Raw genomic sequence first — 26,224 nt, 5'->3', positions numbered from 1 at the left:
GCATGAGGTCCCTGGAAAGGCATCGCGCCGTCGGCGCGTACGCGCTCGGCGTGCTGGACGAGGCGGAGACCTTCCGCTTCGAGGACCACCTCGCCGAGTGCCCCCGGTGCGCGACCGACGCGGCCGAATTCGGCCCTACGGCACGGCAGTTGATGCTGTACCGGGAGGCCACGCCCGCCTTCGTGCCCGCGCTGGTCCAGCCCGGCCCCCGGTTGCTGGACCGGATGCTCGGCGAGATCACCGTACGCCACCGCGCCCGGCGCCGCAGAGTCCTCTACGGGCTCGCCGCCTCGGTGGTGCTGGCGGTCGCCGGCCCCGCGGTGATGGCCTTCGCCGGGCACGGGCAGCCCGCGTCCCACGTCACGGCGGCGACCGATCCGGATACCGGGGTGTGGGCGCGGGTCACCACCGAGGGCGAGCGCTGGGGCAGCGGGCTGCGGCTGGAGGTGCGGGACAGCGCCGGTCCGCACTCCTGCCGGCTGATCGTGGTCGGGCGGGACGGCTCGGAGCAGGTGGCGGGCGGGTGGACGGTCGGCGCGCACGACGAGGGCACCACCGCGACCACGGCCGGCTCCTCGCTCGACCCGGACGACATCGACCACTACGAGGTGCGCACGGACAAGGGCGAGCGGCTGGTGACCCTGCCCGCCCACTGACCGGCGCGGGTCACTTCAGCAGGCGGGACAGCCTGCGGTCGGCCAGCGGTTTGCCGCCGGTCTGGCAGGTGGGGCAGTACTGGAGCGAGGAGTCGCTGAAGGAGACCTCGCGGATGGTGTCCCCGCACACCGGGCAGGGCTCGCCGGTACGGCCGTGGACCCGCAGCCCGCTCTTCTTCTCCGCCTTCAGCCGCCCGGCCGCGATCCCCCGCGAGCGCTCGACCGCCTCGGTGAGGGTGGTGCGCAGGGCGGCGTGGAGGCGGGTGGTCTCCTCGGGGGTGAGGGAGGCGGCGAGCTTGTACGGGGACATCTTCGCCGCGTGCAGGATCTCGTCGCTGTAGGCGTTGCCGACCCCCGCGATCAGCGACTGGTCCCGCAGCGCGCCCTTGAGCCGGCGCCGCTCGCTCTTCAGCAGCCCCGCGAAGCGCTCCTCGTCGAAATCGTCGGCGAGCGGGTCGGGGCCCAGCCGGGCGATCCCCGGCACCTGGGCCGGGTCGCGCACCACGTACACCGCGAGCCGCTTCTGCGTGCCGGCCTCCGTCAGGTCGAAGCCCTCGCCGCTCTCCAGTGCCACCCTGAGCGCCAGCGGGCCCTTGCCGGGGCGCGGCGGGGCGTCCGGCACGCGGTCGCGCCAGTGCAGCCAGCCCGCGCGGGCCAGGTGGGTGACGAGATGCAGGCCGCCGTCGCTCTGCAGGTCCAGGAACTTGCCGTACCGGCGCACGGCCGTGATCTCCGTGCCCTCCAGGGCGGTGACCGGCGGGTCGTAGGTCTTCAGCACGCTGATGGCGAGCGGCTGCACGCGGGTCACCCGGCGTCCGGCCAGGTGCTCGGTGAGGAAGTCCTTCAGCGCTTCTACCTCGGGCAGTTCCGGCATGTGTCCAGGGTGCCACCGGTGGGCCGCGGTGACAGGCGGCGGTCAGCCGTCCGGGTTCGTCCGGAACTCGCACCACACGGCCTTGCCGCCGCCGCGCGCCTCCACGCCCCAGGCGTCGGCCAGCATGTCGACCAGGAGCAGCCCGCGTCCCGAGACGCCGTCGTCCCGCGGTTCGCGGCGGCGGGGCAGCGCGCTGGAGGAGTCCTCCACCTCGACGCGCAGCCGCCGCTCGCCGCCGGTCGTCAGGCGCAGGGTGACGGTCGCGGAGCCCTCGGTGTGCATCAGCGCGTTGGTGATCAGTTCGTCGGCGACGAGTTCGATCTCGTCGGCCCGCTCCCCGGCGCCCCAGGCCCGCACCTCGGCGCCGATGAGGTGCCGGGCGCGGGTGAGGGCATCGGGGTCGCCGGGGGCGACGTGCTGGCGGAGCCGGCCGCGCGCTCCGGGTTCCTCGGGCTCCCGGCGGCGCAGCAGGAGCAGGGCGACGTCGTCCTCGCCGCCGCGTTCCTCGGCCATCGCGATCAGGCGCCCGGCGAGTTCGCGTACGTCGTCCGGGCCCTCGGCGAAGATTTCCGCGAGGTCCCGCATGCCGTCGTCCAGGTCGGCGCCGGGCTGTTCGACCAGGCCGTCGGTGCACAGCAGCAGGGTGTGGCCGGGGTCCAGCTCCACGGTGGCGACGGGGTACTCCAGGCGGCCGAACTCGGCGGAGAGGCCGAGCGGGAGCCCGCCCTCCAGGTCCAGGCGCCGGGTGGTGCCGTCGGCGTCCCGGAGCAGGGGGTCGAGGTGGCCGGCGCGGACGACCTGGACGACCCCGGTGGAGAGGTCGGCCTGGGCGTAGAGGCAGGTGGCGAAGCGGTCGGTGTCCAGTTCGTCGAGGAAGAGGGAGGCGCGGGCCATGACGGTGGCCGGGGTGTGCCCCTCGGCGGCGTAGGCGCGCAGCACGATCCGGAGCTGGCCCATGACGGCGGCGGCATGGGTGTCGTGGCCCTGGACGTCTCCGATGACGGCGCCGACCCGGCCGCCGGGCAGCGGGATCAGGTCGTACCAGTCGCCGCCGATGTCCCGGCCGAGGGCGCCGGAGCGGTAGCGCACGGCCACGTCGGCGCCCCGCACGCTGGGGATGGTGCGGGGCAGCATCGCCTGCTGGAGGCTCTGGGCGAGGTCCTTCTCCTGCTCGTAGAGCATGGCGCGCTGGAGGCTCTGGGCGATGCTGCTGCCGAGGGCGACCAGTACCGCGCGTTCCTCGGCGGAGAAGCCACGCCGGTCGTTGTAGAGCAGGCCCATCGCGCCGAGCGGTCGGCCCTGGGCGATCAGCGGAAGGTAGGCGGCGGAGGTGATGTGCAGCTCGGTGATGTGCGGCCAGAGGATCGGGTACTCCGCGGCGAACTCCTCCGGCGATTCGATGAACCGGGGGACGAGGGTGCGCACGACCTCGCTCATCGGGTAGGGCTCGTCGATCCGGGTGATGCGGGTGCCGGGCACGAAGCTCTCCGTTGGGCCCTCCGCGACCAGCCGGATGCGCCCGGCCTCCACCAGGCCGATGACGACGCTGGCCGCGCCGAGGTGGCGGATGCCGTGGGTGTCCTTGAGGGCGTCGATGACGTCCTGGACGCTGCGGGCGTGGGCGAGCGCGGCGGAGACGGCCTCCACGATCCCGGCCTGCTGACGGAACGCCTCCTCCTGCGCGGTGCGCGGGGCCCGGGCCGGACTGTCCGCGAGTTCCCGGGTGGCGTCGCGGACGAGGCCGACGACCCGGTGCGGGCGGCCGGAGCCGTCGCGGCGGATGGCACCCTGGCTGTGCGCCCAGCGGATGGCGCCGTCGCGGCGGCGGATGCGGAAGTAGGCGCCGTAGGTCTCGCTGCCGTCCTTGATGGCGCGGGCGACCGCCGCGTCCAGCCGGGCCGCGTCCGGCGGGGGGACCCGGAGGGCCAGGGAGGTGGCCCGGCCGTCGTACTCGTCGGGGCGCAGGTCGAAGATCTCGTGAGCCCCCGCGTCCATGTGGAACAGGCCCGCGTCCAGGTCCCAGTCGAAGCTGCCCATGTGGTTGAGCGCCAGGATCGTGTCCAAGTCGGCGGGCCGGTTCTCCGGGAGTGACAGGGCACTCGCACCCCGATCAGCCATGGGGCCACCTTGCCAGCAAATGTCCGAATCTTCGAGCGGGGCGTGGCAGGGTGTGCCCGCCCGGCCCGTACGGGTTATGCGGGCGGGCGGCGCGGTACCCGGAAGGCCGGGCGGACGCGACGGGCGGGGAGCGGCCCCGGCCGGGCGGCCGCCGTGAAGGCAGGAGTGCGAGCGCGATGGAGTGGTTCACCGCCCCCGACTACTGGCTGAGCCGGCTGGTGCTCCAGCGCGGGCTCGCCGCGCTCTATCTGGTGGCGTTCCTGGTGGCGGTACGCCAGTTCCGGCCGCTGCTGGGCGAGCGCGGGCTGCTGCCCGTACCGCGTTATCTGGCGCGGGTGTCCTTCAAGGAGTCGCCCAGCCTGTTCCACGCCCACTACTCGGACCGCTTCTTCGCCGGGTGCGCCTGGGCGGGCTGCGCGGTGTCGGCGGCGCTGCTGGCGGGGGCGGACTCGTTGCTGCCGCTGTGGGCCGGGATTCTGCTGTGGCTGGTGCCGTGGGCGCTGTACCTGTCCATCGTGAACGTGGGGCAGACCTGGTACGCGTTCGGCTGGGAGACCCTGCTGCTGGAGGTCGGCTTCCTGGCGGCGTTCCTCGGCAACGACGAGGTGGCGCCGCCCGTGGTGGTGCTGTTCCTGCTGCGCTGGGTGCTGTTCCGGGTGGAGTTCGGCGCGGGGTTGATCAAGCTGCGCGGGGACGCCTGCTGGCGCAAGCTGACCTGTCTGGACTACCACCACGAGACCCAGCCGATGCCGGGCCCGCTGAGCTGGTTCTTCCACCACTTGCCCAAACCCTTGCACCGGGTGGAGGTGGCCGCCAACCACGTCACTCAACTCGTCGTCCCGGTGCTGCTGTTCACCCCGCAGCCGATCGCCTCGGCGGCCGCCGCGCTGATGATCGTGACCCAGCTGTGGCTGGTGCTCTCCGGGAACTTCGCCTGGCTGAACTGGATCACCATCGTGCTGGCCCTGTCCGCGCTCCGGCTCCCCGCCGAAGCGCCCGCCGTGCCCGCCGCGCCGCTCTGGTACGAGGTGCTGGTGCTCGCCCTCGGCGTGGTCCTGCTGGCGCTCAGCTCTCGCCCGGTGCTGAACATGGTCTCCAGGCGCCAGGTGATGAACCGCTCCTTCGACCCGCTGCGCCTGGTCAACACCTACGGGGCGTTCGGCAGCGTCAGCCGGCACCGCTACGAGGTGGTGATCGAGGGCACCGACGACGAGCGCCCGAGCGAGGACGGCGACTGGCGTGCGTACGAGTTCCGCGGCAAGCCCGGTGATCCCCGCCGCTGGCCGCGCCAGTACGCGCCCTACCATCTGCGGCTGGACTGGCTGATGTGGTTCGCCGCGCTGTCGCCCGCGTACGCCGGGGAGTGGTTCGGCAGGCTGGTGGAGAAGCTGCTGGAGGACGACCGCGACACCCTGCGCCTGCTGCGCAGCTCCCCCTTCCCGCCCGGCGCCCCGCCCCGCTTCATCCGGGCCCGCCTCTTCCGTTACCGCTTCACCACCTGGCGCGAGCTGCGCGAGACGGGCGCCTGCTGGGAGCGGACCTATGTACGGGACTTCCTGCGCCCGACCCGGCTCAGCGGCACCCGGTGAACCGTCCCCCTCTCGACGCCGGGCGCGGGAGCGGGCACAGTGCTGCCGTGCGCGGCGTCCGCGCGCCCGGAGTCCCCGAGGAGTGCACGTGAGTACGTGGGTCGGCCGTACGGCCGCCGAGATCGCCGCCGCCGTCCGCGAGAAGCGGGTCACGCCCCGGGAGGTGGTGGCGGAGCATCTCGCGCGGATCGCGGAGCTGGACGGGCGGGTCGGCGCGTTCCGCACCGTGCGCGCGGAAGCGGCCCTGGCGGAGGCGGACGAGGTCGGCGCCCGCCCGGACCTGGCCGAACTCCCCCTGGCGGGCGTGCCGGTGGCGGTGAAGGACAACCTCGGCGTACGCGGCGAGTCCACCCGCAACGGCTCCGCCGCGACCCCGGACAGCCCGGCCCCCGAGGACCATGTGACCGTGGCCCGGCTGCGCGCGGCGGGCGCCGTGGTGGTCGGTCTGACCAACGTGCCCGAGCTGTGCGTGTTCGGCACCACCGAGGGCGTGTACGGCACGGCCCGCAGCCCGTGGGACCTCACCCGCACGGCGGGCGGTTCGTCCGGGGGCAGCGCGGCGGCGGTCGCGGCGGGCCTGGTCCCGCTCGCGCTCGGCAACGACGGCATGGGCTCGCTGCGCATCCCGGCGGCCGCCTGCGGCCTGGTCACGCTGAAGCCGGGCCATGGCGTGGTCCCGGCGGGCATCGGCCACGGCGACTGGTTCGGCATGTCGGAGAACGGCCCGCTGGCCACCACCGTCGAGGACCTGCGCCTGATGCTCGCCGTCCTCGCGGAGACCGCGTTCCCGGCGCCCGGGGAGCGCACGCCCCGCCGTATCGCGGCCGCCGTACGCAGCCCGCTGGCCGGGGTCACGGTGAGCGAGCCGTTCCGCACGGCGGTCCGCGAGGCGGCGGGCCTGCTCAACGGCGCCGGGCACACCGTACGGCGGGCCGAGCCGCCCTACCCCCTCGACCTCGGCCTGACCGCCCTGCGGCACTGGACGGCCGGTACGGCGGTGGACTCGGCCGAGCTGGACCCGGCCCGGCTCGCCCCGCGCACCCGTACGCACGCGGCCGTCGGCCGGCGCTTCGTGCGCTCGGTCCGCACCGGCGACGCCCGCGACCGGCTCCGCGCCCGCCTGCTGCCGTTCCTCACCGAGTACGACGTACTGCTCACCCCGGCCCTGGCCCGCCGCTCGCCCGCCGCCGCGCCCTGGCACCAGCGGAGCTGGCTCGCCAACGTGGCGGTGAACACGGCCAGTTCACCTTTCACCCCGGTCTGGAACCTGACCGGCTGGCCCGCGATGTCGGTCCCCTTCGGCGCCCTGCCGACCGGCGCCCCGGCCGCGGTCCAGCTCGTGGGCCGCCCGGGCACGGAGGCGGACCTGCTGGCTGTGGCGGAGGACCTGGAGCGACTGCGTCCCTGGGCGCGTACGGCACCGCTGAGCTAGGGCCTTTCTTCCGGATCAGGCCGGCTCGGGTCGACGGTGCTTTCGGGCCGACCCGAGCGGAGTCTGGTGCGTGCAGCTGCAAGGCGGAGGAGGGAGTCCACGCGATGGGGGTGCCCCCGCGCGAGCGCAGCCGAGCGTGGGGGAGTCGGCGAGTGGCGACAACGCCGCTGGGGGTCCCCCCTGCTCGGAGAGCTTGGGGGAGTGCGTGCCAGACTCCCGCGACCCCGGCAAGATCCGGAAGACAGGCCCTAAAGCGCCTTGTGCATGATGTGCAGCCCGACCAGCCCGTCGCGGGGGTGGTCGAAGGCGTTCGGGACCGTGCCGAGGACGGTGAAGCCCAGGGAGGTCCAGAGGCGGACGGCGGGGTTGGTCTCGACGACGGCGTTGAAGACCATCGCGCGGTAGCCCCGGGCCTTCGCCTCGGCGAGGATGTGTTCGGCGAGCGCCCGGCCGGTGCCCCGTCCGGCGCGGTCGGGGTCGACCATGAAGCCGGCGTTGGCCACGTGCGCGGCGGGGCCGCCGTAGTTCGGGGTGAGGTAGGCCGAGCCGAGCAGGGTGCCCTCGGCGTCCTCGGCCACGTACACCCGCTTGGCGGGGCTCATCCAGAGGGCGCGGGCGGCTTCCTCGGGGGTGCCGGGGTCCCAGGTGTAGGTGTCACCGGCGGCGACGATGCGGTGCCAGACGGGCCAGATCCGGGGCCAGTCACCGGCCCCGGCTTCTCTGATCAGCATGGGCGTGAGTCTGTCACGCCCATGCGCCCGACGGTCGCGGGGGTGCGGAAGGGGTCAGTCCACGCTGGGCAGGATGTGGGGTTCCGCGAGGTCGTCCTCGTAGCCCGCCAGGCGGATCGGGGCGGAGCGAGCCCACACGTCCAGGCTGCCGAGTTCTCCGGGCCTGCGGCGGGAACGCTCCGTGCGTTCGTCGGGGCCCTGTTCGCTGGTCGTCTTCTCCGGTGTCACCGCGCACTCCTTATGTGTCGGATCACCCTGGGGGGCGTCCCGGACTTCCAGGTTAACCAAATGAGCGGACCCGCGCTCGATAGGGAGTGCAAACAAGACGTAACTTCCGCCCGCCCGCCGCCCCCTCAATCCCCCTTAATGTGGGGCCGTTTACCGCAAAGCGCATCCGTTGCGCGGGCCGTCGATTCACCCGCTCGGCCCAGCCATGCGTCTGCCCGGCCGAAGCCCCGTCATACGACGGCGCGGCACCGGACCGAGGTCCGGTGCCGCGCCGTCGGGTACGGGAGGGCGGTCGCGTCACCACTTGCCGGGCGCGTAGTCCTTCATGAAGACGCCGTACAGGTCCTCGCCATGCTCGCCGCGCACGATCGGGTCGTACACGCGGGCCGCGCCGTCGACCAGGTCCAGCGGGGCGTGGAAACCCGCCTCGGCCAGACGCAGCTTGTCGTAGTGCGGGCGCTCGTCGGTGATCCAGCCGGTGTCGACCGAGGTCATCAGGATGCGGTCGGTGTCGAACATCTCCTGGCCGCTGGTCCGGGTCACCATGTTCATCGCGGCCTTGGCCGCGTTGGTGTTGGGGTGGCCGGCGCCCTTGTAACCACGGGCGAATACGCCCTCCATGGCGGAGACGTTCACGACGTACGCCCGCCCCTTGGCAGCCTGCTTCGCGGCGGCGGCCATGGCCGGGCGGAGCTTGCTGATCAGGATGAACGGCGCCGTGTAGTTGCAGAGCTGGGTCTCCAGCAGCTCCACCGGGGAGATCTGCTCGATCGACTGCACCCAGGTGTTGGTGTCGACCACGTCGGGCAGCAGGCCGCCCGCGTCGATCGCGGTGCCGTCCAGGTGCCGGGCGACGCTGGCGTTGCCCGCGACCAGGGCCAGGTCGGCGACCTTCTGGGCCTCCAGGCCACTGCTGCCGACGGGCAGCGCGGCCAGGCCGTCGACCGCGCCGGAGTTGAAGGCGCCGATCACCTGGTGGGCGGGCAGCTCACCGGCGGGCAGCGGTGCGCTCTCGCCGTCGACCAGCGCGGCGTAGGCGGAGGGCAGCCGGCGTACGGTCTGCGTCGCGTTGTTGATCAGGATGTCCAGCGGGCCGGCCTCGGCGACCCGGTCCGCGAGAGCGACGGCCTGGGCCGGGTCGCGCAGGTCGATGCCGACGACCTCCAGGCGGTGCAGCCAGTCCGCGGAGTCCTCCATCGCCTTGAAGCGGCGGATGGCGTCCTTGGGGAACCGGGTGGTGATCGTGGTATGGGCGCCGTCGCGCAGCAGCATCAGCGCGATGTACATGCCGATCTTGGCGCGGCCGCCGGTGAGCAGGGCGCGCTTGCCGGTGAGGTCGGCGCGGGCCTCGCGGCGGGCACGGTTCTCGGCGGCGCAGCCCTGGCAGAGCTGGTGGTAGAAGTAGTCGACCTCGGTGTACCGCTGCTTGCAGATGTAGCAGGAGCGGGGGCGCTGGAGTATGCCCGCGATCCGGCCCGCCTCGATCTTGGAGGTGGGCAGGATGCCCTCGGTCTCGTCGTCGATGCGCTCGGCGGAGCCGGTGGCGGTGGCCTCGGTGACCGAGCGGTCGTGCGCGGTCTTGGCGGCCCGGCGCTCCTGGCGGCGGCGCTGCTTGACCGTGCGGTAGATGTGCGAGGTGGCCCGGCGGACCTGGATGGCGTCGGGGTGGTCGACGTCGATCCGGTCCAGCTCCTCCAGCACGCTGAGGCAGACGGCCAGGCGCTCCGGGTCGATACCGGGCCCGTAGACCATCTCGTCCGTGGACACCGCGTCCGTGGACGCCGCGCCGTCCTCTGTCACCGTCATCGCGCTGCCGCTTCCCTGATCACCCGCGCGGGGGCATGGGCGCGCCCGCTGTCGGCCGGGGAATTTTACGGAGCGCCCGGCCCCTGGACCAAACCCGCACCGGTGGCGGGCGGCCCGGGGACCGGGAACGGCCGAGGTCAGACCTCGCAGGCTGTGAGCAGGGTCTCCATCTCGGCGGTGAGCGCGCGGGCCAGAAGGTCGAGGTCGGGCACCGCGCGGGCGTCGGCCACGAGCCCGTAGTGGACGCGTCCCCGGTAGGTGGAGACGGCCACCGCGAGCGACTGGCCGGGGGCGAGCGGGGCGAGCGGGAAGACCTCGGCCAGCTCGTGCCCACCGAGCTTCAGGCCGATGCCGGGCAGCGGGACGCTGGTGACGAGGATGTCGAACCAGAGCCGCGCCGCCTGTCCGACCAGCGGCCCGCCGAGCCGGTGTCCGAGCGCCGGGACGTGGTCCGCGAGCAGGGCGACGGCACCGGCGCCCCGGTCGGAGCCGGCGTCCTTGTTGCGGACCATCCCGGCACGCACCGTCTCCAGCCGGGCCAGCGGGTCGGGGTCGCCGACGGGAAGCCGTAGCAGGTACCCGGAGAGCCGGTTGCCCTGTGGCTGGGCGGTGCGCGGGCGGCGCCGGGAGACCGGGATGAGGGCGCGCGGGGCGACGCCCTCGCTGCCGTCGCCGCGCTCGTCCAGCCAGCGGCGCAGGGCGCCCGCGACGACCGCGATCAGTACGTCGTTGACGGTGCCCCCGGCGCTCTTCCTGACCCGGTGCACGTCGTCGATGTCGAGCACGGCGCCGGCGGTGCGGCGGGTGCCGCTGGGGGCGGAGGTCAGGGCCGGAGCGGGGCTCATGCCGAGGGTCGAGCGGGCCAGCGAGGCGCCGATGTCCAGGGCCCGGCCCAGATCGGAGACTGCGCCCCTGACCAGGTCGGGGACGCGGCCGGGCAGCGCACGCACCTCGGAGAGCAGGCCGGGCCGGGACTCGGCGGGGCGCGGGGCGCGGTCGGGCAGGTCGACGGGGTCGAGCAGGGAGGCGGCCAGCTTCAGGGCGCGCAGGCCGTCGGCGAGGGCGTGGTGGAACTTGAACAGCACGGCGAAGGACACGCCGTCGGCGCCGGGCAGCACATGCGCCTCCCACGGCGGCCGTCCGCGCCGCAGCGGGCGCTGCATCAGCCGTCCCGCCATGCCGTGGAAGTCGTCGGTGGGGGCGTGCAGCCGTACGTGGTCCAGGGGGTCGAAGTCCGGGACGGGCTCGCGGGCGGCACCGCCGAAGGCGAGGGGCTGCCAGACGTCACGGATGCGCATGCGCAGGCCGGGGACGGCGGCGGCACGGGAGGCGAGCAGGTCGGCGGCGTGTGCCCCGGCGGTGGGTGACTGGGTGGCGAAGACGCCGAGCGCGCCGAGGTGCATGGGGTGCCGGGGGGACTCCATGTTCCAGAAGGCGAGGTCGAGCGGGGCGAGCGGATCGGAAGTCAAGGGCGTGCCTCGCGTCGTCGACGGGTGGGCTTTGTCCGAGTCAATCCCCGAACCCCGATTACGGTCAAGTGCTAGCAGGTCACTCACAGTTAACAAGGGATAAAGTCCCGCCCCCGGAGAGGGGCGGGACCCGGCAGACCCTCAGGTCACCTGAGTGCGGGGGGCGCCGCCCGGGGTCCGGTGCCCCACTCGGACGGGCGCGGGCCGACCGTGAACGCGAGCGTCCGCAGGGAGCGCAGGGCGCGGGTGGTCAGGTAGGTGCGGTCGTGCGCGGTGCGGTCGGTGCGGACGCCCTGGATGTAGCGGTCGGCCGCAGAGGTGCCGGGGGCGGTGACGGTGAGGCCGCCGGTGGGCCAGTAGCGGCGGTCGAGGGTGAGGTCGACGCGGTCGAAGACGGGGGTGGACAGTCCCCAGGTGTCGTAGCCGGGCTGGACCGGGAAGACGCCGATGGACGACAGCACGTTCCAGGCCGACATGGTGCCGAGGTCGTCGTTGCCGGTCATGCCGGTCGGGGTGTCGGTGAACAGGGTCAGCGCGGCGTGCACCACGTCGGTGGTCTTCCAGGGCTGGCCGGTGGAGAGGTAGGTGTAGGGCGCGATCAGGTCGGGCTCGTTCTGCGGGTTGTACTTGTCCGCGTTGTAGTAGTCGTACGCGTTTCCGTGCACCCACACCCGGCTGGCGGTCGTCACGGGGTCGGCGAGGAGCTTGTCGTAGGCGAAGAAGGAGTCCAGGCGGCGTACGGCCGCCTGCTTGCCGCCGATCAGGCCGATCATGCCGGGGAGGTCCTGGGGCACCAGCCACTGGTACTGCCAGGACGTGCCCTCGTGGAAGCCCACGCTCTTCGCCGGGTCGGCCGGTCCCGTGAAGGTGCCGGAGGCGTCGCGGGCGCGGAAGAAGCCGGTCGTGTGGTCGAAGACGTTGCGGTAGTTCCGGGACCGGGCCGTGTAGCGGGCGGCGTCGTCCGGGTGGCCGAGGGCGCGGGCCATCTGGGCGAGCATGGCGTCGGACAGGGCGTACTCCAGGGTGACGGAGGCGCCGAAGTGGTAGTCGGAGTCACCGGCCTTGGCGTACGGGCGGCCCTTGACGTACGGCGCGAACCCCTGGGCCAGGTACTCGGCGTTGGACTCCCGGCCGACGCCCGGATAGGCGGCGGGCGGGACGCCGTCGGCGTTCTTCCTCAGGGCCCGGTAGGCCCGGTCCTCGAAACCCTTCAGCAGGCCGAGGTGGAAGGCGGTGGTGAGGAAGGGGGTCACCGGGTCGCCGGTCATGATGTTGGTCTCGACCGGGCCGTAGCCCCACTTGGGCAGCCAGCCGCCGTCCTCGTCGATCCGTACCACCGAGCGGGCCATGTCGCGGGCCTCGCGCGGGGCGAGCAGGGCGAGGAGCTGGGCCTGGGTGCGGTAGGTGTCCCACAGGGACCAGTTCTGGTAGTAGGTGAAGCCCCGCGCGTGGTGCGGTTTCTGGTCCCAGCCCAGGTAGCGGCCGTCGGCGTCGCTGCCGATGTTGGGCGCGAGGAACGAACGGTACAGCGAGGAGTAGAAGGTGCGGCGCAGCGCCGGGTCGCCGCCGTGCGCCCGGACGGTCGAGAGCCGCCTCTCCCACGCCTCGCGGGCCCGCCGGCGCACGCGGTCGAAGGAAGTTGCGCCCTCGGCCCGGAGGTTTGCGGCGGCGCCGCGCGCGTCGACGTACGACAGCGCGGTGGTCGCCTCGACCGTGGGGTCCTTCGTGGTGTCGAACCGGACGTACGCCCCGCCCGTCCCGGTCCGCGCCCCGGCGGTGACCGCGCCGGAGTCCCAGGTGCCGTAGGCGGTGAAGGGACGGCTGAACCGGGTGACGGTGTACACGGTGTACGGGCCGGTGTCCCGGCAGAAGCCGTGGCCGGAGATCTTCGTGCGTACGGTGCGGTCGTCGAGGATCTCCACCTCGGCGCCGCCCGGCTTGTGCAGCGACTGGGCGGCGTTGAGCAGCACGTTGGCCTGCGTGGTGGCCGGGAAGGTGTAGCGCTGGACGCCCGTGCGGGCGGTGGCGGTGAGTTCGGCGCGGATGCCGGTGCCCAGACCGACGCGGTAGTAGCCGGGGCTCGCCTCCTCGTCGTCGTGGGAGAAGGCGGCGGCGTAGCGGGCGTTGTCGGTGACGGTGACCTCGCCGGTGGTGGGCAGCACCGGCAGGTCGCCGCCGATGCGGCAGCCGACGCCGGAGACGTGGAGCAGGGAGAAGCCGCGGATGTGGTCGTGGGTGTGGTCGTAGCCCGTTCTGTGCCCGGTGTCCGGGGAGAGCTGCACCATGCCGAACGGCACGGCGGCGCCGGGGAAGGTGTTGCCCTCGTTCTGGGTCCCGATGAACGGGTTGACCAGGTCGGTGAGGTGGCCGTCGGACGGTTCGGCGGCGCGGGCCGGGGTGGCGGCCAGCGCGGACGCTGCCATCACCCCGGCCAGGCAGAGCCGGGTGCGCCGGGTCCCTCTCATGTCGGATGACCTCCGCTGGTTCGACGTCGTTGCCTGCATCGTGCGGGGCGAACGGCGTGAACTCGGGCATCCGGGACGGTTCGAGGGCGGCGCGTCGCGGGGTCCGCCGGTTTCCGGCGGCGGGTCAGGTGACGAGCTGGCCCTTGCCCAGGGCGATCACCCCGCCCTGGGAGACGGTGTACAGCTCGGCGTCGCGGTCGGGGTTGACCCCGATGGTCGCGCCGGGCGGGACCTCGACGTTCTTGTCCAGCACCGCGCCCCGTACCACCGCGCCCCGGCCGACGCGCACGTTGTCGTGCAGCACCGAGCCCTGGACGACCGCGCCGGGGTCGACACGTACGCCGGGTGAGAGCACCGAGCGGCTGACCTGGCCGCGGATCAGGCAGCCGGCGCTGACGATGGAATCGCTGGCGATGCCGCCCGCGCTGAACCGGGCCGGGGAGAGCTGGTTGGCGTGGGTGTAGATGGGCCACTGGGTGTTGTACAGGTTGAACGCGGGCCGCTCGGCGATCAGGTCCATGTGGGACTCGTAGTACGCGTCGAGGGTGCCGACGTCCCGCCAGTAGCCCTGGTCGCGGGTGGTCTCGCCGGGGACGTGGTTGTCGTGGAAGTCGTAGAGCTGGGCCTCGCCGCGGCCGGTGAGCTGGGGGAGGATCGAGCCGCCCATGTCGTGCGCGGACTGCTCGTCCTCGGCGTCCCGCTGGAGGGCCTCGATGAGGACCTTGGTGGTGAAGATGTAGTTGCCCATGGAGGCGAAGACGCTGTTCGGGTCGTCGGGCAGACCGGGCGGGTCGGCGGGCTTCTCCAGGAAGCGCTGGACCATGCGGCCGTCCGAGCCCGGTGTGATCACGCCGAACGACGAGGACTCCGCCCGCGGCACTCTGATTCCGGCGACGGTGACGCCCGCGCCGCCCTCGATGTGCTGGCGGAGCATCTGCCGGGGGTCCATGCGGTAGACGTGGTCGGCACCGAACACCGCTACGTACTCGGGCTGTTCGTCGTGGACCAGGTTGAGCGACTGGAGGATGGCGTCGGCGCTGCCGAGGTACCAGCGCGGGCCGAGGCGCTGCTGGGCGGGGACGGGGGTGACGTAGTTGCCGAGCAGGCTGGACATCCGCCAGGTGGTGGTGATGTGCCGGTCCAGCGAGTGCGACTTGTACTGGGTGAGCACGCAGACGCGCAGCACGTCGGCGTTGACCAGGTTCGACAGCACGAAGTCGACCAGGCGGTAGGTGCCGCCGAAGGTGACCGCGGGTTTGGCCCGGTCCGTGGTGAGCGGCATCAGCCGCTTGCCCTCACCGCCGGCCAGCACGATCCCGAGAACCGAAGGACCTCCTCGGCGCATGGCGCCTCCCCTCCCCTTGGTTGATCCCACTGATGCCCTGGTGGGCGGCGGCTAAGCCTGCTTGCGGATCTCCTCGTACAGTCCCGCCGTGCGCCGGGCCACCGCGTCCCAGCCGAACTCCCCCACCGCGCGGGCCCGTCCCGCCTCACCCATCCGCCGCGCGGCCGCCGGGTCGGCGAGCACATCGTCGAGGGCGCGGGCGAGGTTCCCCTCGAAGTCGCCGTCGGTGTCGACGAGGAGGCCGGTGCGGCCGTGGTCGACGACCTCCGGGATGCCGCCGACGCGGGAGGCGACGACCGGGGTGCCGCAGGCCATGGCCTCCAGGTTGACGATGCCGAGCGGCTCGTAGACCGAGGGGCAGACGAACACGGTCGCATGGGTGAGGAGTTGGACGACTTCGGCGCGCGGCAGCATCTGCGGAATCCAGAACACCCCGGCCCGGACGGCGCTGAGTTCCTGGAAGCGGTCCCGGAACTCCCGGTCGATCTCCGGGGTGTCGGGGGCGCCGGCGCAGAGCACGACCTGGGTGTCCGGGCCGATCTCCCTGACGGCGCGCAGCAGTTGGGGCACGCCCTTCTGCCGGGTGATGCGGCCGAGGAACAGCACGTACGGCCGCTCCGGGTCGATGCCGTGCCGGCGCAGGGCGTCGGTGCCGGGGTCGGGTCGGTACAGGCGGGTGTCGATGCCGTTGTGCACGACGTGCACCCGGTCCGCGTCCAGCGCTGGGTAGCAGGCGAGGATGTCGTCGCGCATGGCGCCGGAGACGGCGATGACGGCGTCCGCCGACTCGATCGCGGTGCGCTCGGCCCAGCTCGACAGGGCGTAGCCGCCGCCCAGTTGCTCGGCCTTCCAGGGGCGCAGCGGCTCCAGCGAGTGCGCGGTGGTGACGTGCGGGATGCCGTACAGCAGCTTGGCGAGGTGGCCGGCGAGAGCCGCGTACCAGGTGTGGGAGTGGACGAGGTCGCTGCCCTGGAGGGTGGCGGCCATGGAGAGGTCCACGGAGAAGGTGCGCAGGGCGTCGTTGGAGCCGTCCAGCACGGGCCACGGGCGGTGCCGTACGACGCCGACGCCTCTGCCCTCGCCCCAGCAGTGCACCTCCAGGTCCACGAGCTCGGCCAGCTCGCGGGCGAGGAACTCCACATGGACGCCCGCACCGCCGTACACGTCCGGGGGGTACTCACGCGTCAGCAGTCCCACTCGCACCCGGTGACTCCCTGGGGTTCGGCGGCAGTTCCCTTCATGGTCACCCAGAAGCGGCGCGCGGGGAAGAGCCCGGCGGGCGGCTGAAGCAGCAGTCCCCGCAGACGCCTCCGCCGGGGACCCGGTAGTAGAGGCAGCAGCTCCGCCGGCGGAACCCGGTGCCCGAACGGGCTCCGGTGCCCCGCAACAGGGGGTGCGCGAAGAGGGCGCTGGTGAGGTGGGCCGCTCGGTGGGCCACATCCGGACGGGTGTTGAGCCGGGCCCACTGGTCCAGTTGCCGTGCCGCTCCGGCGAGGGCGGAGGCGGCGTTGCCCCACAGGAGGCCGGGGGCGACCCCGTACCGGCGGGTCAGGGTTTCCCCCAGGGGCCGCAGGTGGGCGTGGAGCACGGTGCCGGCGAGGGTGCCGGGGTCGCCGGGCAGCGGGCGGACCTCGGTCAGCCAGAGGTCGTCGGGGGCGGTCGCGGCGGCGTCCCAGCGCAGCAGGCGCGGGTCGAGGTCGGGCACCCGGCCGTACAGCGCGGCGCAGGCGAGCGCGGCCGACCAGAGGCGGGCGGCCAGCCCCTGCTGGGCCAGGGAGGCGCAGACGCGGGGCTCACGGACGCCGAGCCGGTCCGCGATCACGGCGACCCGGTCCGCGACGGCGTCGGGCTGAACAGCCGCCGGCCGGCCCGCGTATGTCTGGTCGAGAGGAGGTGCGCTCAGGTCTGCGGGACTGCCGGTACGCAGGACGAAGAAGCCGCCGAGCGGGCGCAACGCGGTCAGGCCGGGATCGAGTTCCACGGTCAGCACTTCTACCAGTCCCCCGGGATACGGACGTTCGGTCACCCGCCTTGGGGATGAGTGGGGCGCATTCGTACTCCATCGGCAGTAGGACTCATCGCGTGCTCAGGGACGACGACCAATCGGGCGTGAGCGGGCAGAGTATCCGGCATGGAAGCCGACCGTGCCCTGAGCCGGGCCCGCCTGCCGCGAGGGAGCCGCAGATGAGCGCCCTCGCGTTGTCCGTGCTGCTGTCCTTCGTCTCCGCCGTCGCGTACGCGGGCGGTGCCGTCGTGCAGGAGCGCGTCGCGGACTCCTGCTCCGGTGAGCGGTTCGCGCCGCTGCGCAGGCCGGGTTGGTGGGCGGCGCTGGGGCTGAACGGCCTCGGCGGGGTGCTGCATGTCGTGGCCCTGGCCTTCGGCCCGCTGAGCGTGGTCCAGCCGCTGGGCGCGCTGACCATCGTCTTCGCGCTGCCCATGGCGGCGCTGTTCGTCGGCCGGAGGGCAGGGGCGACCGCCTGGCGGGGCGCGGTGATGGCGACGGCCGGTCTCGCGGGCCTGCTCTCGCTGGTCGGTGCCTCCGACGCGGGCTCCCTGGGCCCGGCGCAGCGGACGGCGCTGGCGCTGGTGACGGGCGGTGCGATCGTCGCGCTGATGATGGCGGCACGGGCCGCGCACCGGCATCCGGCCGTGCGCAGCGTGCTGCTGGCGACCGGCGCGGGCGCCGCGTTCGGTATGTCGTCGGTGTTCACCAAGACGGTCGCCGTCGACTGGAGCGCGGGCGCCGGTCTCGCCGGGCTGCCGTCCCTCGCGGTGATCGCCGTCCTCTCGGCGGCCGGGGTGTTCCTCTCCCAGTCGGCCTACCGGGACGGCGGGCTCGCCGCACCCCTGGCCACGCTGACCGTGGTCAACCCGGTGCTGGCCGCCGTCGTCGGCATCGTCCTGTTCGGCGAGACCTTCCGTCACGGCACCACGGGCACTCTGCTGGCACTGGGCTGCGCGGTGGTGACGTGCGGCGGGCTGATCCTGCTGACGACGGAGCGGATGGGCGGCCCGGCCGCCCCCGAGGTGCCCGCCGCCCCCTCGGAGACCGCAGGCGTACCGGGTACGAGGTGGCCGGTGGACCCGGCCGCCCCGGTACTCACGTCCGTGGACGCCGACCCCGTACGGGAACGGGCCGGCGGGGACACCCCCGCCGACCCCCGCGCCCTGCCCGACGTCCCTCTGTGCGCCTGACCGTCAGAGCTGGGCGCCGTGCGCCCGGAGGTAGGCGACCGGGTCGACGTCGCTGCCGAAGCCGGGTCCGGTGCGCACCTCGAAGTGCAGGTGGGGACCGGTGACGTTGCCGGTCGCGCCGGACCGGCCGAGGCGCTGGCCGGCGCCGACGCTCTGCCCGGACCGCACGGAGATCGCGGAGAGGTGGGCGTACTGCGAGTAGCGGCCGTCGCTGTGCCGTACGACGACCTGATAGCCGTACGAACCACCCCACCCGGCCGAGACCACCAGGCCGTCGGAGATGGCATGGACGGAGGTGCCGGTGGGCACCAGGAAGTCGACGCCGGTGTGGTAGCCCTTCGACCAGTGCGAGCCGGCCGTGCGGTAGCTGGTGCCGATGGAGGCGTGCACCGGGGCGACGACGGTGTGGCCGGAGTGGCCCGAAGACGTCTTGTGCTCGGTGGCGGCCTTGCGCTGCGGCTTGGGCGCGGCCTTCTTCTCGGTCTTCCGCGGCTGCGTCCGGTGCTTGGGCGCGGCCGTGACGGGCGCCTTGGCGGCGCCGTGCAGGCTGAGCCGCTGGCCGGGGACGATCAGGTCGGGATCGGCGCCGATGACCGTGCGGTTGTCCTCGTACAGACCGCGCCAGCCCTCCCGCACGCGGTGCTCCCCGGCGATGCCGGACAGCGTGTCGCCGCGCACCACGGTGTACATCTCGGCGCGGCCGGCACGGGACTGCGGGGTGGTCTGCGGGCGTACGTCCTGGGCGGCGGCGGGTCTCGCCTGGCTCCTGGCCGATCTGGCCGGACGGCTCGGCGCGCTCTCGACGTGGGGCGCGTTCCCCCCGCGGGCGAGTCCGGCGCGCGGGCCGCAGGCGGGCCAGGCGCCGGGGCCCTGGCCGTCGAGGACCTTCTCGGCGACGGCGATCTGCTGCGCCCGCGTGGCCTGGTCGGCGCGGGGCGCGTACCGGGTGCCGCCGTACGCCTCCCAGGTGGAACGGGTGAACTGGAGGCCGCCGAAGTAGCCGTTGCCGGTGTTGATGCTCCAGTTGCCGCTGGACTCGCAGGCCGCGACCTTGTTCCAGGTGGAGGCGTCCGCCGCGTCCGCGGTGCCCGCCGCGACCAGCGGAATGGCGAGTCCGGCGCCGCCTGCGGTGACGGTGAGTGAGGCGCGGTTGATCCTGCTCGGCTGGTACCGGCGATGCCGGCCGCGTACGGCCATGGTCCGAAATCCCCTCGACATGCGTCAGGAGGGGCAAAAGTAAGCGCCGGGAACAGGCCAGGACAAGAGCGGAATCCGGCCTGTCATGCGTTCAAGTGGCCGGAGACGGGCGTTGGTTGAGGTCGCGGCTTTCCGGTACCCCGTGAAGTGAGCCGACAGGGGTACTGCGTCCGTACCCATGCCTGGCGAGCCGGATGTGCGCTCGCCGGGGCGGCGCGACAGGATGGGCCGCAGGGCCCCCACCGACGGAGCCGCAGCAACGACGCAGCTAGGGAGCAGGCGGTATGAGCAATCACGCGCAGATCGGCGTCACGGGCCTGGCGGTCATGGGCCGCAATCTCGCCCGGAACTTCGCGCGCAACGGCTATACGGTCGCCGTCCACAACCGCACGGCGTCGAAGACGCGCGAGCTGGTCGAGGAGTTCGGGGACGAGGGCGAGTTCGTCCCGGCCGAGACCGCCAAGGAGTTCGTGGCGGCGCTGGAGCGCCCGCGCCGCCTGGTGATCATGGTGAAGGCGGGTGAGCCGACGGACGCGGTGATCGAGGAGTTCGCGCCGCTGCTGGAGCCCGGCGACATGATCATCGACGGGGGCAACGCGCACTTCGCGGACACCCGGCGCCGCGAGCGGGAGCTGCGCGGACAGGGCATCCACTTCGTCGGCACCGGCATCTCCGGCGGCGAGGAGGGCGCGCTGCACGGGCCGAGCATCATGCCGGGCGGCTCGGTCGAGTCGTACGACTCGCTGGGGCCGATGCTGGAGAAGATCTCCGCGAAGGCCGACGACGGCGCGCCCTGCGTGACGCACGTGGGCCCCGACGGCGCCGGGCACTTCGTGAAGATGGTGCACAACGGCATCGAGTACGCCGACATGCAACTCATCGGCGAGGCCTACCAGTTGCTGCGCGATGTCGCCGGGTACTCGCCCGCCGAGATCGCGGACATCTTCCGCACCTGGAACCAGGGGCGACTGGACTCCTACCTGATCGAGATCACCGCCGAGGTGCTGTCCCACGTGGACGCGGAGACCGGCGAGCCGTTCGTGGACGTGGTGGTCGACCAGGCGGAGCAGAAGGGCACCGGGCGCTGGACGGTGCAGATCGCGCTCGACCTCGGCGTGCCGGTGTCCGGCATCGCTGAGGCAGTCTTCGCGCGGTCGCTGTCGGGCCACGCGGCGCTGCGGGAGGCTTCACGGGACCTCGCGGGGCCGAAGCCGACTCCGCTGAGCAAGGAGGAGGCCGCCGCCTTCGCGGACAAGGTGGAACAGGCGCTGTACGCCTCCAAGATCGTCTCCTACACCCAGGGCTTCCACGAGATCGCGGCCGGCAGCGCGGAGTACGACTGGGACATCGACCTCGGTGAGATCGCCGCGATCTGGCGCGGGGGCTGCATCATCCGGGCTGCCTTCCTCGACCGCATCCGGGCGGCGTACGACGCGCGTCCCGATCTGCCGAGCCTCCTCTCGGACGAGACCTTCGCCCGCGAGATCGCCGACGCGCAGGACGACTGGCGCGAGGTCCTGGTCGCCGCGACCCGCCAGGGGGTCCCGGCCCCCGGTTTCTCGGCGGCGCTCGCGTATTACGACGCCCTCCGCGCGGACCGCCTGCCGGCGGCTCTGACCCAGGGCCAGCGGGACTACTTCGGCGCGCACACCTACCGGCGGGTGGACAAGGAGGGGTCCTTCCACACGCTGTGGGGCGGGGGGCGCGAGGAGGTCTCGGCGTAGGCCTCCGGCGGATCGGCGCAGGTTGTCCGGCTGGGGCTGGGGTACGGTTCACCGGCCTGGGCGGGGCGCCTCGCTGGGAGGACAGGCGGCGCGGCTCCGGGCAGGAGCCGCGCCGCTGCCGTACGGGGACCGTGCGCCTCCGCGAGGCGCGGGGGGCCGACGCAGGCGACCGGGCTGGGAACCGGCGGGGGGGAACTGGGCCGACGAGCCACCCCCTACTAGCGCGGGCGCTCTTGCCGTGGCCACTGCGGATGCGTGGCGGGGGGCGAGTCGTCCTGGTGACGACGCATGCGTGGCGGAGCCGCGACGGGCCGGGGCCTCCCCCAGCCGTCGCGGCTCCGGTTGTTCGCCCGAGCGAGCGGGAGAGCCCGGCCGTCGGTCCCGATCGACGTCCGCCTCCTATCCCTCAGTGGCTCAGCGGGGGTCCCGGCTCCGGGCTCGGCACGGGCTCCGGGCCCGGTGGGATGGGCGACGGGGAGGGGCCGGGCGGGACCGGGCCGGGGGCCGGAGGCGGGGGGCCCGGTGCCGGAGGTGTGGGCTCGGGGGCCGGGTCCGGGGGTGGTACCGGCGTGGGGTACGGGTCCGGTGGGGTGGGGCCGGGCGCCGGGGGGACTGGGTCGGGATTCGGCTGGGTCATGACTGCCTCCGTGCGGTCGCCGGACTTCGTGGTGACCACCTCCCGACTACCCGCCGGGTCCCGCTCCACTCCCCCGCGATCAGCGGCGCACCCGCTCCTTCGCGGCGGCGACCAGCGCGGGATCGGCGGCAGGCGCCTCGTCGGGATGCCGCTCGGCCCAGGCGGCGACGTACGGACACAGCGGCACGACGGGCACGCCCTCCCGCCCGGCGAGCGCGTACAGCTCCCGGGCGAGCGCCCCCGCGATGCCCTTGCCCTCGTGGGCGGGCTCCACGAGGGTGTGGACGGGAACCAGGGCGCGCGCGGGCGAGTCGAGCACGAAGTACTCGATGTGCCCGACGACTTCGCCCCCGGCGACGGCCTCGAGCCGGCCCGCCGTCCGGTCGTCACGAATCTCCACACCGCTCATGGGCACGCACGCTCCTGGTCGTCGTCCACCCTCAGGCCGAAACGGCCTGCGGACTGCGCTGCTGGTCGGAACCGGGCACCGGCTCGGACGCGTCGGAGCCGAGGGCCACGATCCGGTTCCCCGCGTCCACGTGCACGACCCTGGGCTTCAGCTCGCGCGCCTCGGCATCGGAGACCTGAGCGTAACTGATGATGATCACCAGATCACCGGGCTGCACGAGATGCGCGGCCGCCCCGTTGATCCCGATCACGCCGGACCCGCGCTCGCCCTCGATGACGTAGGTCTCCAGCCGGGCGCCGTTGGTGATGTCCACGATGTGCACCAGCTCACCGGGCAGCAGATCGGCCGCCTCCAGCAGCTCGGCGTCGATGGTCACCGATCCCACGTAGTGCAGGTCGGCCTGGGTGACGGTGGCACGGTGGATCTTGGACTTGAACATTGTACGAAACACGAAGAAACTCCCGATTCGTCTGCTCCCTGCCTGCTATTGCAGGTCAAGGGCGGTCTTCGGAGATTACCTCGTTTCGCATGTCCGGTCAGCTGTCGCCAGGTGTTCGAGGACTCACACTGACCCGTTGCCGACTTTTCTGATGCCGCGCGAGAAGACGAGAGCGGCCAGGTCCTGGCCGCTCCGCAGCGGGCGGCCGAGAGGTGATTCGGCACGCTGGGGGCAGTCTCGGCGTTCGCAGGCGCGGCAGCCCATGCCGACGTGGGTGGCGGCGGAGACATCGTTGCGAGGCCGTCGGCGTAGATGAGGCGGTGGGGACCGGTGGATCTCCCAGCCGAGGCCGATGGCGAAGGTCTTTCCGGGTTCGCCCCAGCCGCCGCGGTGCCGGGTGAGGGCACGCCCGGCCCACAAGTAGCGATGTTCCTCGGGCCTTTCGGCGATCTGGACGTGGCTGCGGCCAGGGGCGGCTGGGTGGGCGGTCGGGCCCTGATCGGTCGATAGCCCGGGCTCTGACGTGTGCGTCGAGACCATGCCGACCAACCGCACCGTGCAGGCGGCGTCCACGTGCCCGCGGGTGCCGCGCCCACCTCCGTCCAGAAGGCCGCTCATCTGGTTGAGTTGGCAACGGTTCTGGGAATGCCGCTGCCGCACGGCCGGTTCACCGCAGCCAATGGGGAAGCAGCCGAAAGGTCCTGGACAAGGGCACGTTCGTCTTCGGAGGCCCAGACGCCGGAGGTTCCTGATGGCGGGCGTCAGCAGTCCTGGAAGCCACGGGCGATTCAAGTAGGCCAATTGCCCTTTCAGGCATTCCCGTCATGGATCCGCGCACCCAGATCCTCCGCCCACTCCAGTGCCCACGCCTTGAGTTCTTCGATCTGCCGGGAGGTGAGCCCGTACGCGGTGTAGTCCTCATCCTCGTACCAGTCCGCGCCGATAAGCCGGTCCCTGAGGTCTTCAAGGCTGAACTCGTCGTGGGCACGACGGCGGCCCAGGGATTCGAGGTCGGCGGTGGAGCGGTGGCGGGAGGCGGCTTGGACGTCGATGAGGTCACGGACGGTGCCGCGGTCGGCGAGGGCACGGACCTTGGTGCCGATCACGTCATCGAGGGAAAGAACAGGGCCGTAGGGGGTCTGAGCGGGAGGGGCCCAGAACGCCTCCTTGAGGACGTCGACCTCGCATTCCTCGCCGGTGTCCGGATCGGTGACGAGGAAACGGCCGCTGAGCGGATCGGTCTGGACGTGCGTGGTCCGCCATCCGCGCGCGCTGAGACCTGCTGTGAGTGAGGCGACGATCTCCCGCATCGGAGCGGGGTTCTCGGTGGCGACGTCGAGGTCGCGGCTGAAGCGTTCGACCAGGCCGTGGGCCTGCACGGCGTATCCGCCGGTGAGGACCAGAGGGTAGGGGGAGCCGAGGTCGAGGATGTCGGCGAGGAGACGCTCGTGGAGCGGAGTGAGCTTCACGCGGCGGTCGTGTCGGCCGGAGCGGTGCGGAGCAGCTCAGGGAAGGCGTCCTCCCAGACCTCGCGGATGTAGGGACTGACCAAGCGCCGCAGGACGGACCACTGCTCGGTGAGCAGCCGGTGGTGCAGGAGGGCCACCAGGTCCTCCTGCAGTCCTTCGGCGAGGACAGTCCGGTAGAGCGTCATGCGGGACTTCGGACGGTCCAGGCTGTAGCTCGTCCGCCCGGACCAGACGACGTGGAGCGGCAGCTCCACGTTGCCCTCGACGGGGCCGGCCAGCTCCTGCAAACGCTCGGGCAGTCGGCTGCGGTAGCGGTCCCGCAGCACCTCGGCGCGGGGAGCGGTGATCGTCGGGTCCATGCATCCAGTATCGCTGCTGGGAGGCGGCGGCATGGCGGATACAGGGCTCTTCTGTCGTACGGGTCGGGCGCCGCCCGCCCCTCCCTCGGACGCTCATCATGACCTACCCGTACAGCCCCCGGTGGCGTAGCAACCGGCTGCCCTGCCGACCTAGGACCAGCCCCGCTCGCGGGCGCGGGTGATCGTGGCACAGCAGGTCACGCGGAGGACCGCCGCAATGGAGTCGGCTGCCGCTTCCGTCTCGGCGTCGGGAATGACGACGGTCCCGAGGAGGCCCATGGCGCCGGCGCAATGGACGAGAGGGCACCCGGCGGGCGACGGTCAGGGCATCCCGCTCGCGATGTCGCTGACCGGCGGTAACCGTTGGCGACGTCACCCGGTTGCCGCCTCTGCTCGGCAGGATCCCGCGGGTAGCGGGGCCGGGCGGCCGCCCGTGCCAACGGCCTGATGCCCTGCTCACGGACCGCGGCTACGACCATCACGAGTACCGCCGTCTTGTGCGGGCTCTCGGCATCACACCGGTGATCGCCGAGCGGGGCGAGGACCAGAGCAGTGGCCTGGACGTCTTCCGGTGGGGGGTCGAGCGCACGATCGCCTCCATTTTCGGCACGACTTCCAGATAGTCCGTTTCTCCAGTCCTCCCTGCCGCGCATGTCGCGTTCCCATGTCGGAGAAGGAAACGGGAAACAGCATCGATCGTCTTGTCCGCCCCGGCCAGACTGCCGCACGCTACGTGCAGCGCCGACTCGGCCGATGGCGGGAGGGGTTGGAGGTTTCCGTGCCACAGCCGTCCACCGGGTTCGGCGAGGAGTTGAGGAAGCGGCGTCTGGAAGCAGGGCTCAGCCTCACTGCCCTGTCGGGCTCCGTGCACTACAGCAAGGCGCAGTTGAGCAAGGTGGAGCGGGGCCTGAAGACCCCCAGCCGTGACCTCGGCCGCCTGTGTGACGCCGCCCTCGGGGCCGGCGGGGCCCTGCTGTCCCTGCTCGTACCAGAGACCACCGACCCGCCCGTCGATCCGGCGCCAGGCTTTGTCCACGAGGAGGACTGGATCATGCAATTGTCGCCGGACGGCCCGAACACCTTCCAGCCCTTGAGTCGACGGGATGCCCTAGGCGCCGGTGCCGCTTCGCTGCTGGCGTGGCGGTCGGACAGCGCGGGCCCGGCCTCGCCGGCCGCGGGCGCGGAAATGGTGGAAGCCTCCCGCTCGCTGTTCACCCACTACCGCAGACTCGGCCAGACGGTGGCGCCCGGTCTACTCCTGCCCGTTCTGATCGCACAGACCCACACCCTGCGGGAACTGTCCGCCCACTATGACAGCGGCACCCGTCGCCACCTGCTGGCCCTTGGCTCCCGGTACGCCGAATACGTCGGCTGGCTGGTGCAGGAGACCGGGGACGAGCGGGCAGCTCTGTGGTGGACGCAGCGCGCGGTCGATCTGGCGGCCGCCGGCGGCGACCGGGCACTGGCGGGTTACGCGCTGGTCCGCCGGGCCCTGATCACGCTGTACCGGGACGACGCCGAGCAGACAGTCGCTCTGGCCCGTCGCGCGCAGAGCAGGGCCCTGCCCCCGCGGATACGCGGGCTCGCTGCACAGCGCGAAGCCCAGGGCCACGCCCTGGCGGGTGACCGCCGGTCCTGTCTGGACGCGCTGGACCGCGCGCGTGCGCTTCTTTCTCTCCGGGACGAAGGGACCGACGAGCCGGTGATCGGCACCATGCACCTTCCCGATCCGGTCGGCATGGTCACCGGCTGGTGCCTGGTCGATCTCGGGCAGCCGCGGGAGGCGAGCGAGGAACTGGACCGACAACTCGCCCTGGTCGGCGGGGACGCGGTTCGCACCCAGGTCAGGTACGGCGTCCGCCGCGCACTCGCCTACGCGTCGGCCGGCGAGATCGACCACGCCTGCGACCTGGCGGCGCCCCTGCTCGACGGAGTGGAGGCCGTGGGTTCCGCCACGGTCACGACCGACCTGAGACGGCTCGCCCGCGCCCTGGCGCGCCACGCGAACCATTCCTCCGTACGCCAGCTGGGACCGCGACTCGGCACGTTGTCGCGCCCCTCCACCATCTGAAGGAGTCACTG

The 26,224-nt window shown here is 72.8% G+C and carries 22 protein-coding genes and 1 pseudogene; 7 read left to right on the top strand and 16 right to left on the bottom strand.

Going from position 1 to position 26,224, the window contains the following annotated elements:
• The first annotated feature begins 2 nt into the window (after positions 1-2).
• Entirely contained in the window at positions 3-656 is a 654-nt protein-coding gene (locus E5082_RS22275; RefSeq protein ID WP_135793014.1) for a zf-HC2 domain-containing protein, read from the top strand.
• A gap of 10 nt (positions 657-666) precedes the next feature.
• Here E5082_RS22275 and E5082_RS22270 read toward each other — a convergent pair whose 3' ends face one another.
• Complete coding sequence (locus E5082_RS22270; protein ID WP_135793013.1) at positions 667-1,530, bottom strand: Fpg/Nei family DNA glycosylase; 864 nt, start codon at positions 1,528-1,530, stop codon at positions 667-669.
• A 42-nt stretch (positions 1,531-1,572) separates the two neighbouring features.
• Positions 1,573-3,648 (bottom strand): SpoIIE family protein phosphatase, encoded by a 2,076-nt coding sequence (locus E5082_RS22265; RefSeq protein WP_135793012.1) that lies wholly within the window; start codon positions 3,646-3,648, stop codon positions 1,573-1,575.
• Positions 3,649-3,824: 176 nt separating this feature from the next.
• Between E5082_RS22265 and E5082_RS22260 the strand changes: the two genes are divergently transcribed.
• Complete coding sequence (locus E5082_RS22260) at positions 3,825-5,237, top strand: lipase maturation factor family protein (protein ID WP_135793011.1); 1,413 nt, start codon at positions 3,825-3,827, stop codon at positions 5,235-5,237.
• Between the two features lie 88 nt (positions 5,238-5,325).
• Entirely contained in the window at positions 5,326-6,669 is a 1,344-nt protein-coding gene (locus tag E5082_RS22255) for an amidase (protein WP_135793010.1), read from the top strand.
• 248 nt (positions 6,670-6,917) lie between these two features.
• Here E5082_RS22255 and E5082_RS22250 read toward each other — a convergent pair whose 3' ends face one another.
• The 8 genes from E5082_RS22250 to E5082_RS22210 form a co-directional block, all read right to left on the bottom strand.
• Entirely contained in the window at positions 6,918-7,400 is a 483-nt protein-coding gene (locus E5082_RS22250; RefSeq protein WP_135793009.1) for a GNAT family N-acetyltransferase, read from the bottom strand.
• Between the two features lie 54 nt (positions 7,401-7,454).
• Positions 7,455-7,628 (bottom strand): hypothetical protein, encoded by a 174-nt coding sequence (locus E5082_RS22245; RefSeq protein WP_107030878.1) that lies wholly within the window; start codon positions 7,626-7,628, stop codon positions 7,455-7,457.
• A 297-nt stretch (positions 7,629-7,925) separates the two neighbouring features.
• A complete protein-coding gene (locus E5082_RS22240) occupies positions 7,926-9,434 on the bottom strand; it encodes an SDR family NAD(P)-dependent oxidoreductase (protein WP_135793008.1) in 1,509 nt (502 codons plus the stop codon).
• Positions 9,435-9,571: 137 nt separating this feature from the next.
• Positions 9,572-10,903 (bottom strand): wax ester/triacylglycerol synthase family O-acyltransferase, encoded by a 1,332-nt coding sequence (locus E5082_RS22235; protein ID WP_135793007.1) that lies wholly within the window; start codon positions 10,901-10,903, stop codon positions 9,572-9,574.
• A 146-nt stretch (positions 10,904-11,049) separates the two neighbouring features.
• Positions 11,050-13,368 (bottom strand): GH92 family glycosyl hydrolase, encoded by a 2,319-nt coding sequence (locus E5082_RS22225; RefSeq protein WP_135793006.1) that lies wholly within the window; start codon positions 13,366-13,368, stop codon positions 11,050-11,052.
• A 124-nt stretch (positions 13,369-13,492) separates the two neighbouring features.
• Entirely contained in the window at positions 13,493-14,713 is a 1,221-nt protein-coding gene (gene glgC, locus E5082_RS22220; protein ID WP_135793005.1) for a glucose-1-phosphate adenylyltransferase, read from the bottom strand.
• Between the two features lie 51 nt (positions 14,714-14,764).
• The gene (gene glgA, locus E5082_RS22215) at positions 14,765-15,916 is read right to left on the bottom strand and encodes a glycogen synthase (RefSeq protein ID WP_135793004.1); all 1,152 of its coding nucleotides are present in this window, start codon (positions 15,914-15,916) and stop codon (positions 14,765-14,767) included.
• 40 nt (positions 15,917-15,956) lie between these two features.
• Positions 15,957-16,694, bottom strand: a complete 738-nt coding sequence (locus E5082_RS22210) for a (2Fe-2S)-binding protein (RefSeq protein ID WP_135793003.1) — start codon at positions 16,692-16,694, stop codon at positions 15,957-15,959.
• 203 nt (positions 16,695-16,897) lie between these two features.
• Here E5082_RS22210 and E5082_RS22205 point away from each other — a divergent pair, with 203 nt between their 5' ends.
• Positions 16,898-17,908, top strand: coding sequence for a DMT family transporter (locus E5082_RS22205; RefSeq protein WP_167514119.1), 1,011 nt, complete (start codon positions 16,898-16,900; stop codon positions 17,906-17,908).
• 3 nt (positions 17,909-17,911) lie between these two features.
• Here the strand turns inward: E5082_RS22205 and E5082_RS22200 are convergent, their stop codons facing one another.
• The gene (locus tag E5082_RS22200; protein ID WP_135793002.1) at positions 17,912-19,105 is read right to left on the bottom strand and encodes a transglycosylase family protein; all 1,194 of its coding nucleotides are present in this window, start codon (positions 19,103-19,105) and stop codon (positions 17,912-17,914) included.
• Between the two features lie 284 nt (positions 19,106-19,389).
• Here E5082_RS22200 and gndA point away from each other — a divergent pair, with 284 nt between their 5' ends.
• Complete coding sequence (gene gndA, locus E5082_RS22195; protein WP_135793001.1) at positions 19,390-20,829, top strand: NADP-dependent phosphogluconate dehydrogenase; 1,440 nt, start codon at positions 19,390-19,392, stop codon at positions 20,827-20,829.
• A 716-nt stretch (positions 20,830-21,545) separates the two neighbouring features.
• Here gndA and E5082_RS22185 read toward each other — a convergent pair.
• From E5082_RS22185 to E5082_RS22165, 5 genes are all read right to left on the bottom strand, one after another.
• Positions 21,546-21,875 carry a GNAT family N-acetyltransferase gene (locus E5082_RS22185; protein ID WP_135792999.1) on the bottom strand — a complete coding sequence of 110 codons (330 nt, stop codon included), beginning with the start codon at positions 21,873-21,875 and terminating at the stop codon, positions 21,546-21,548.
• Positions 21,876-21,906: 31 nt separating this feature from the next.
• Complete coding sequence (gene panD, locus E5082_RS22180; protein ID WP_135792998.1) at positions 21,907-22,326, bottom strand: aspartate 1-decarboxylase; 420 nt, start codon at positions 22,324-22,326, stop codon at positions 21,907-21,909.
• A gap of 111 nt (positions 22,327-22,437) precedes the next feature.
• Positions 22,438-22,854, bottom strand: a complete 417-nt coding sequence (locus E5082_RS22175; protein WP_229918753.1) for a short-chain fatty acyl-CoA regulator family protein — start codon at positions 22,852-22,854, stop codon at positions 22,438-22,440.
• A gap of 269 nt (positions 22,855-23,123) precedes the next feature.
• Positions 23,124-23,783, bottom strand: a complete 660-nt coding sequence (locus E5082_RS22170) for a nucleotidyl transferase AbiEii/AbiGii toxin family protein (RefSeq protein WP_135792997.1) — start codon at positions 23,781-23,783, stop codon at positions 23,124-23,126.
• Positions 23,780-24,142 carry a hypothetical protein gene (locus tag E5082_RS22165; RefSeq protein ID WP_135792996.1) on the bottom strand — a complete coding sequence of 121 codons (363 nt, stop codon included), beginning with the start codon at positions 24,140-24,142 and terminating at the stop codon, positions 23,780-23,782. Before E5082_RS22165 ends, E5082_RS22170 begins: the two co-directional genes overlap by 4 nt.
• A gap of 374 nt (positions 24,143-24,516) precedes the next feature.
• Between E5082_RS22165 and E5082_RS33745 the strand changes: the two are divergent.
• Positions 24,517-24,765, top strand: a pseudogene (locus tag E5082_RS33745) (IS5/IS1182 family transposase); the annotation flags it as partial.
• 155 nt (positions 24,766-24,920) lie between these two features.
• Entirely contained in the window at positions 24,921-26,213 is a 1,293-nt protein-coding gene (locus E5082_RS22155; RefSeq protein ID WP_190045206.1) for a helix-turn-helix domain-containing protein, read from the top strand.
• Positions 26,214-26,224: the final 11 nt, after the last annotated feature.

This window comes from Streptomyces griseoluteus (assembly GCF_004784465.1).
Taxonomy (GTDB): Bacteria; Actinomycetota; Actinomycetes; order Streptomycetales; family Streptomycetaceae; genus Streptomyces; species Streptomyces griseoluteus.
The sequence above is the reverse complement of the archived record's forward strand: the minus strand, read 5'-3'. Positions and strand labels throughout refer to the sequence as shown.

What these genes read in the sequence shown, in the direction of transcription:
- E5082_RS22275 (WP_135793014.1), top strand. Translation starts at nt 3, where the DNA reads ATGAGGTCCCTGGAAAGGCATCGCGCCGTCGGCGCGTACGCGCTCGGC.
- E5082_RS22270 (WP_135793013.1), bottom strand. Translation starts at nt 1,530, where the DNA reads ATGCCGGAACTGCCCGAGGTAGAAGCGCTGAAGGACTTCCTCACCGAG.
- E5082_RS22265 (WP_135793012.1), bottom strand. Translation starts at nt 3,648, where the DNA reads ATGGCTGATCGGGGTGCGAGTGCCCTGTCACTCCCGGAGAACCGGCCC.
- E5082_RS22260 (WP_135793011.1), top strand. Translation starts at nt 3,825, where the DNA reads ATGGAGTGGTTCACCGCCCCCGACTACTGGCTGAGCCGGCTGGTGCTC.
- E5082_RS22250 (WP_135793009.1), bottom strand. Translation starts at nt 7,400, where the DNA reads ATGCTGATCAGAGAAGCCGGGGCCGGTGACTGGCCCCGGATCTGGCCC.
- E5082_RS22240 (WP_135793008.1), bottom strand. Translation starts at nt 9,434, where the DNA reads ATGACGGTGACAGAGGACGGCGCGGCGTCCACGGACGCGGTGTCCACG.
- E5082_RS22225 (WP_135793006.1), bottom strand. Translation starts at nt 13,368, where the DNA reads ATGAGAGGGACCCGGCGCACCCGGCTCTGCCTGGCCGGGGTGATGGCA.
- glgC (WP_135793005.1), bottom strand. Translation starts at nt 14,713, where the DNA reads ATGCGCCGAGGAGGTCCTTCGGTTCTCGGGATCGTGCTGGCCGGCGGT.
- E5082_RS22205 (WP_167514119.1), top strand. Translation starts at nt 16,898, where the DNA reads ATGAGCGCCCTCGCGTTGTCCGTGCTGCTGTCCTTCGTCTCCGCCGTC.
- E5082_RS22200 (WP_135793002.1), bottom strand. Translation starts at nt 19,105, where the DNA reads ATGGCCGTACGCGGCCGGCATCGCCGGTACCAGCCGAGCAGGATCAAC.
- gndA (WP_135793001.1), top strand. Translation starts at nt 19,390, where the DNA reads ATGAGCAATCACGCGCAGATCGGCGTCACGGGCCTGGCGGTCATGGGC.
- E5082_RS22185 (WP_135792999.1), bottom strand. Translation starts at nt 21,875, where the DNA reads ATGAGCGGTGTGGAGATTCGTGACGACCGGACGGCGGGCCGGCTCGAG.
- E5082_RS22175 (WP_229918753.1), bottom strand. Translation starts at nt 22,854, where the DNA reads ATGGTCTCGACGCACACGTCAGAGCCCGGGCTATCGACCGATCAGGGC.
- E5082_RS22165 (WP_135792996.1), bottom strand. Translation starts at nt 24,142, where the DNA reads ATGGACCCGACGATCACCGCTCCCCGCGCCGAGGTGCTGCGGGACCGC.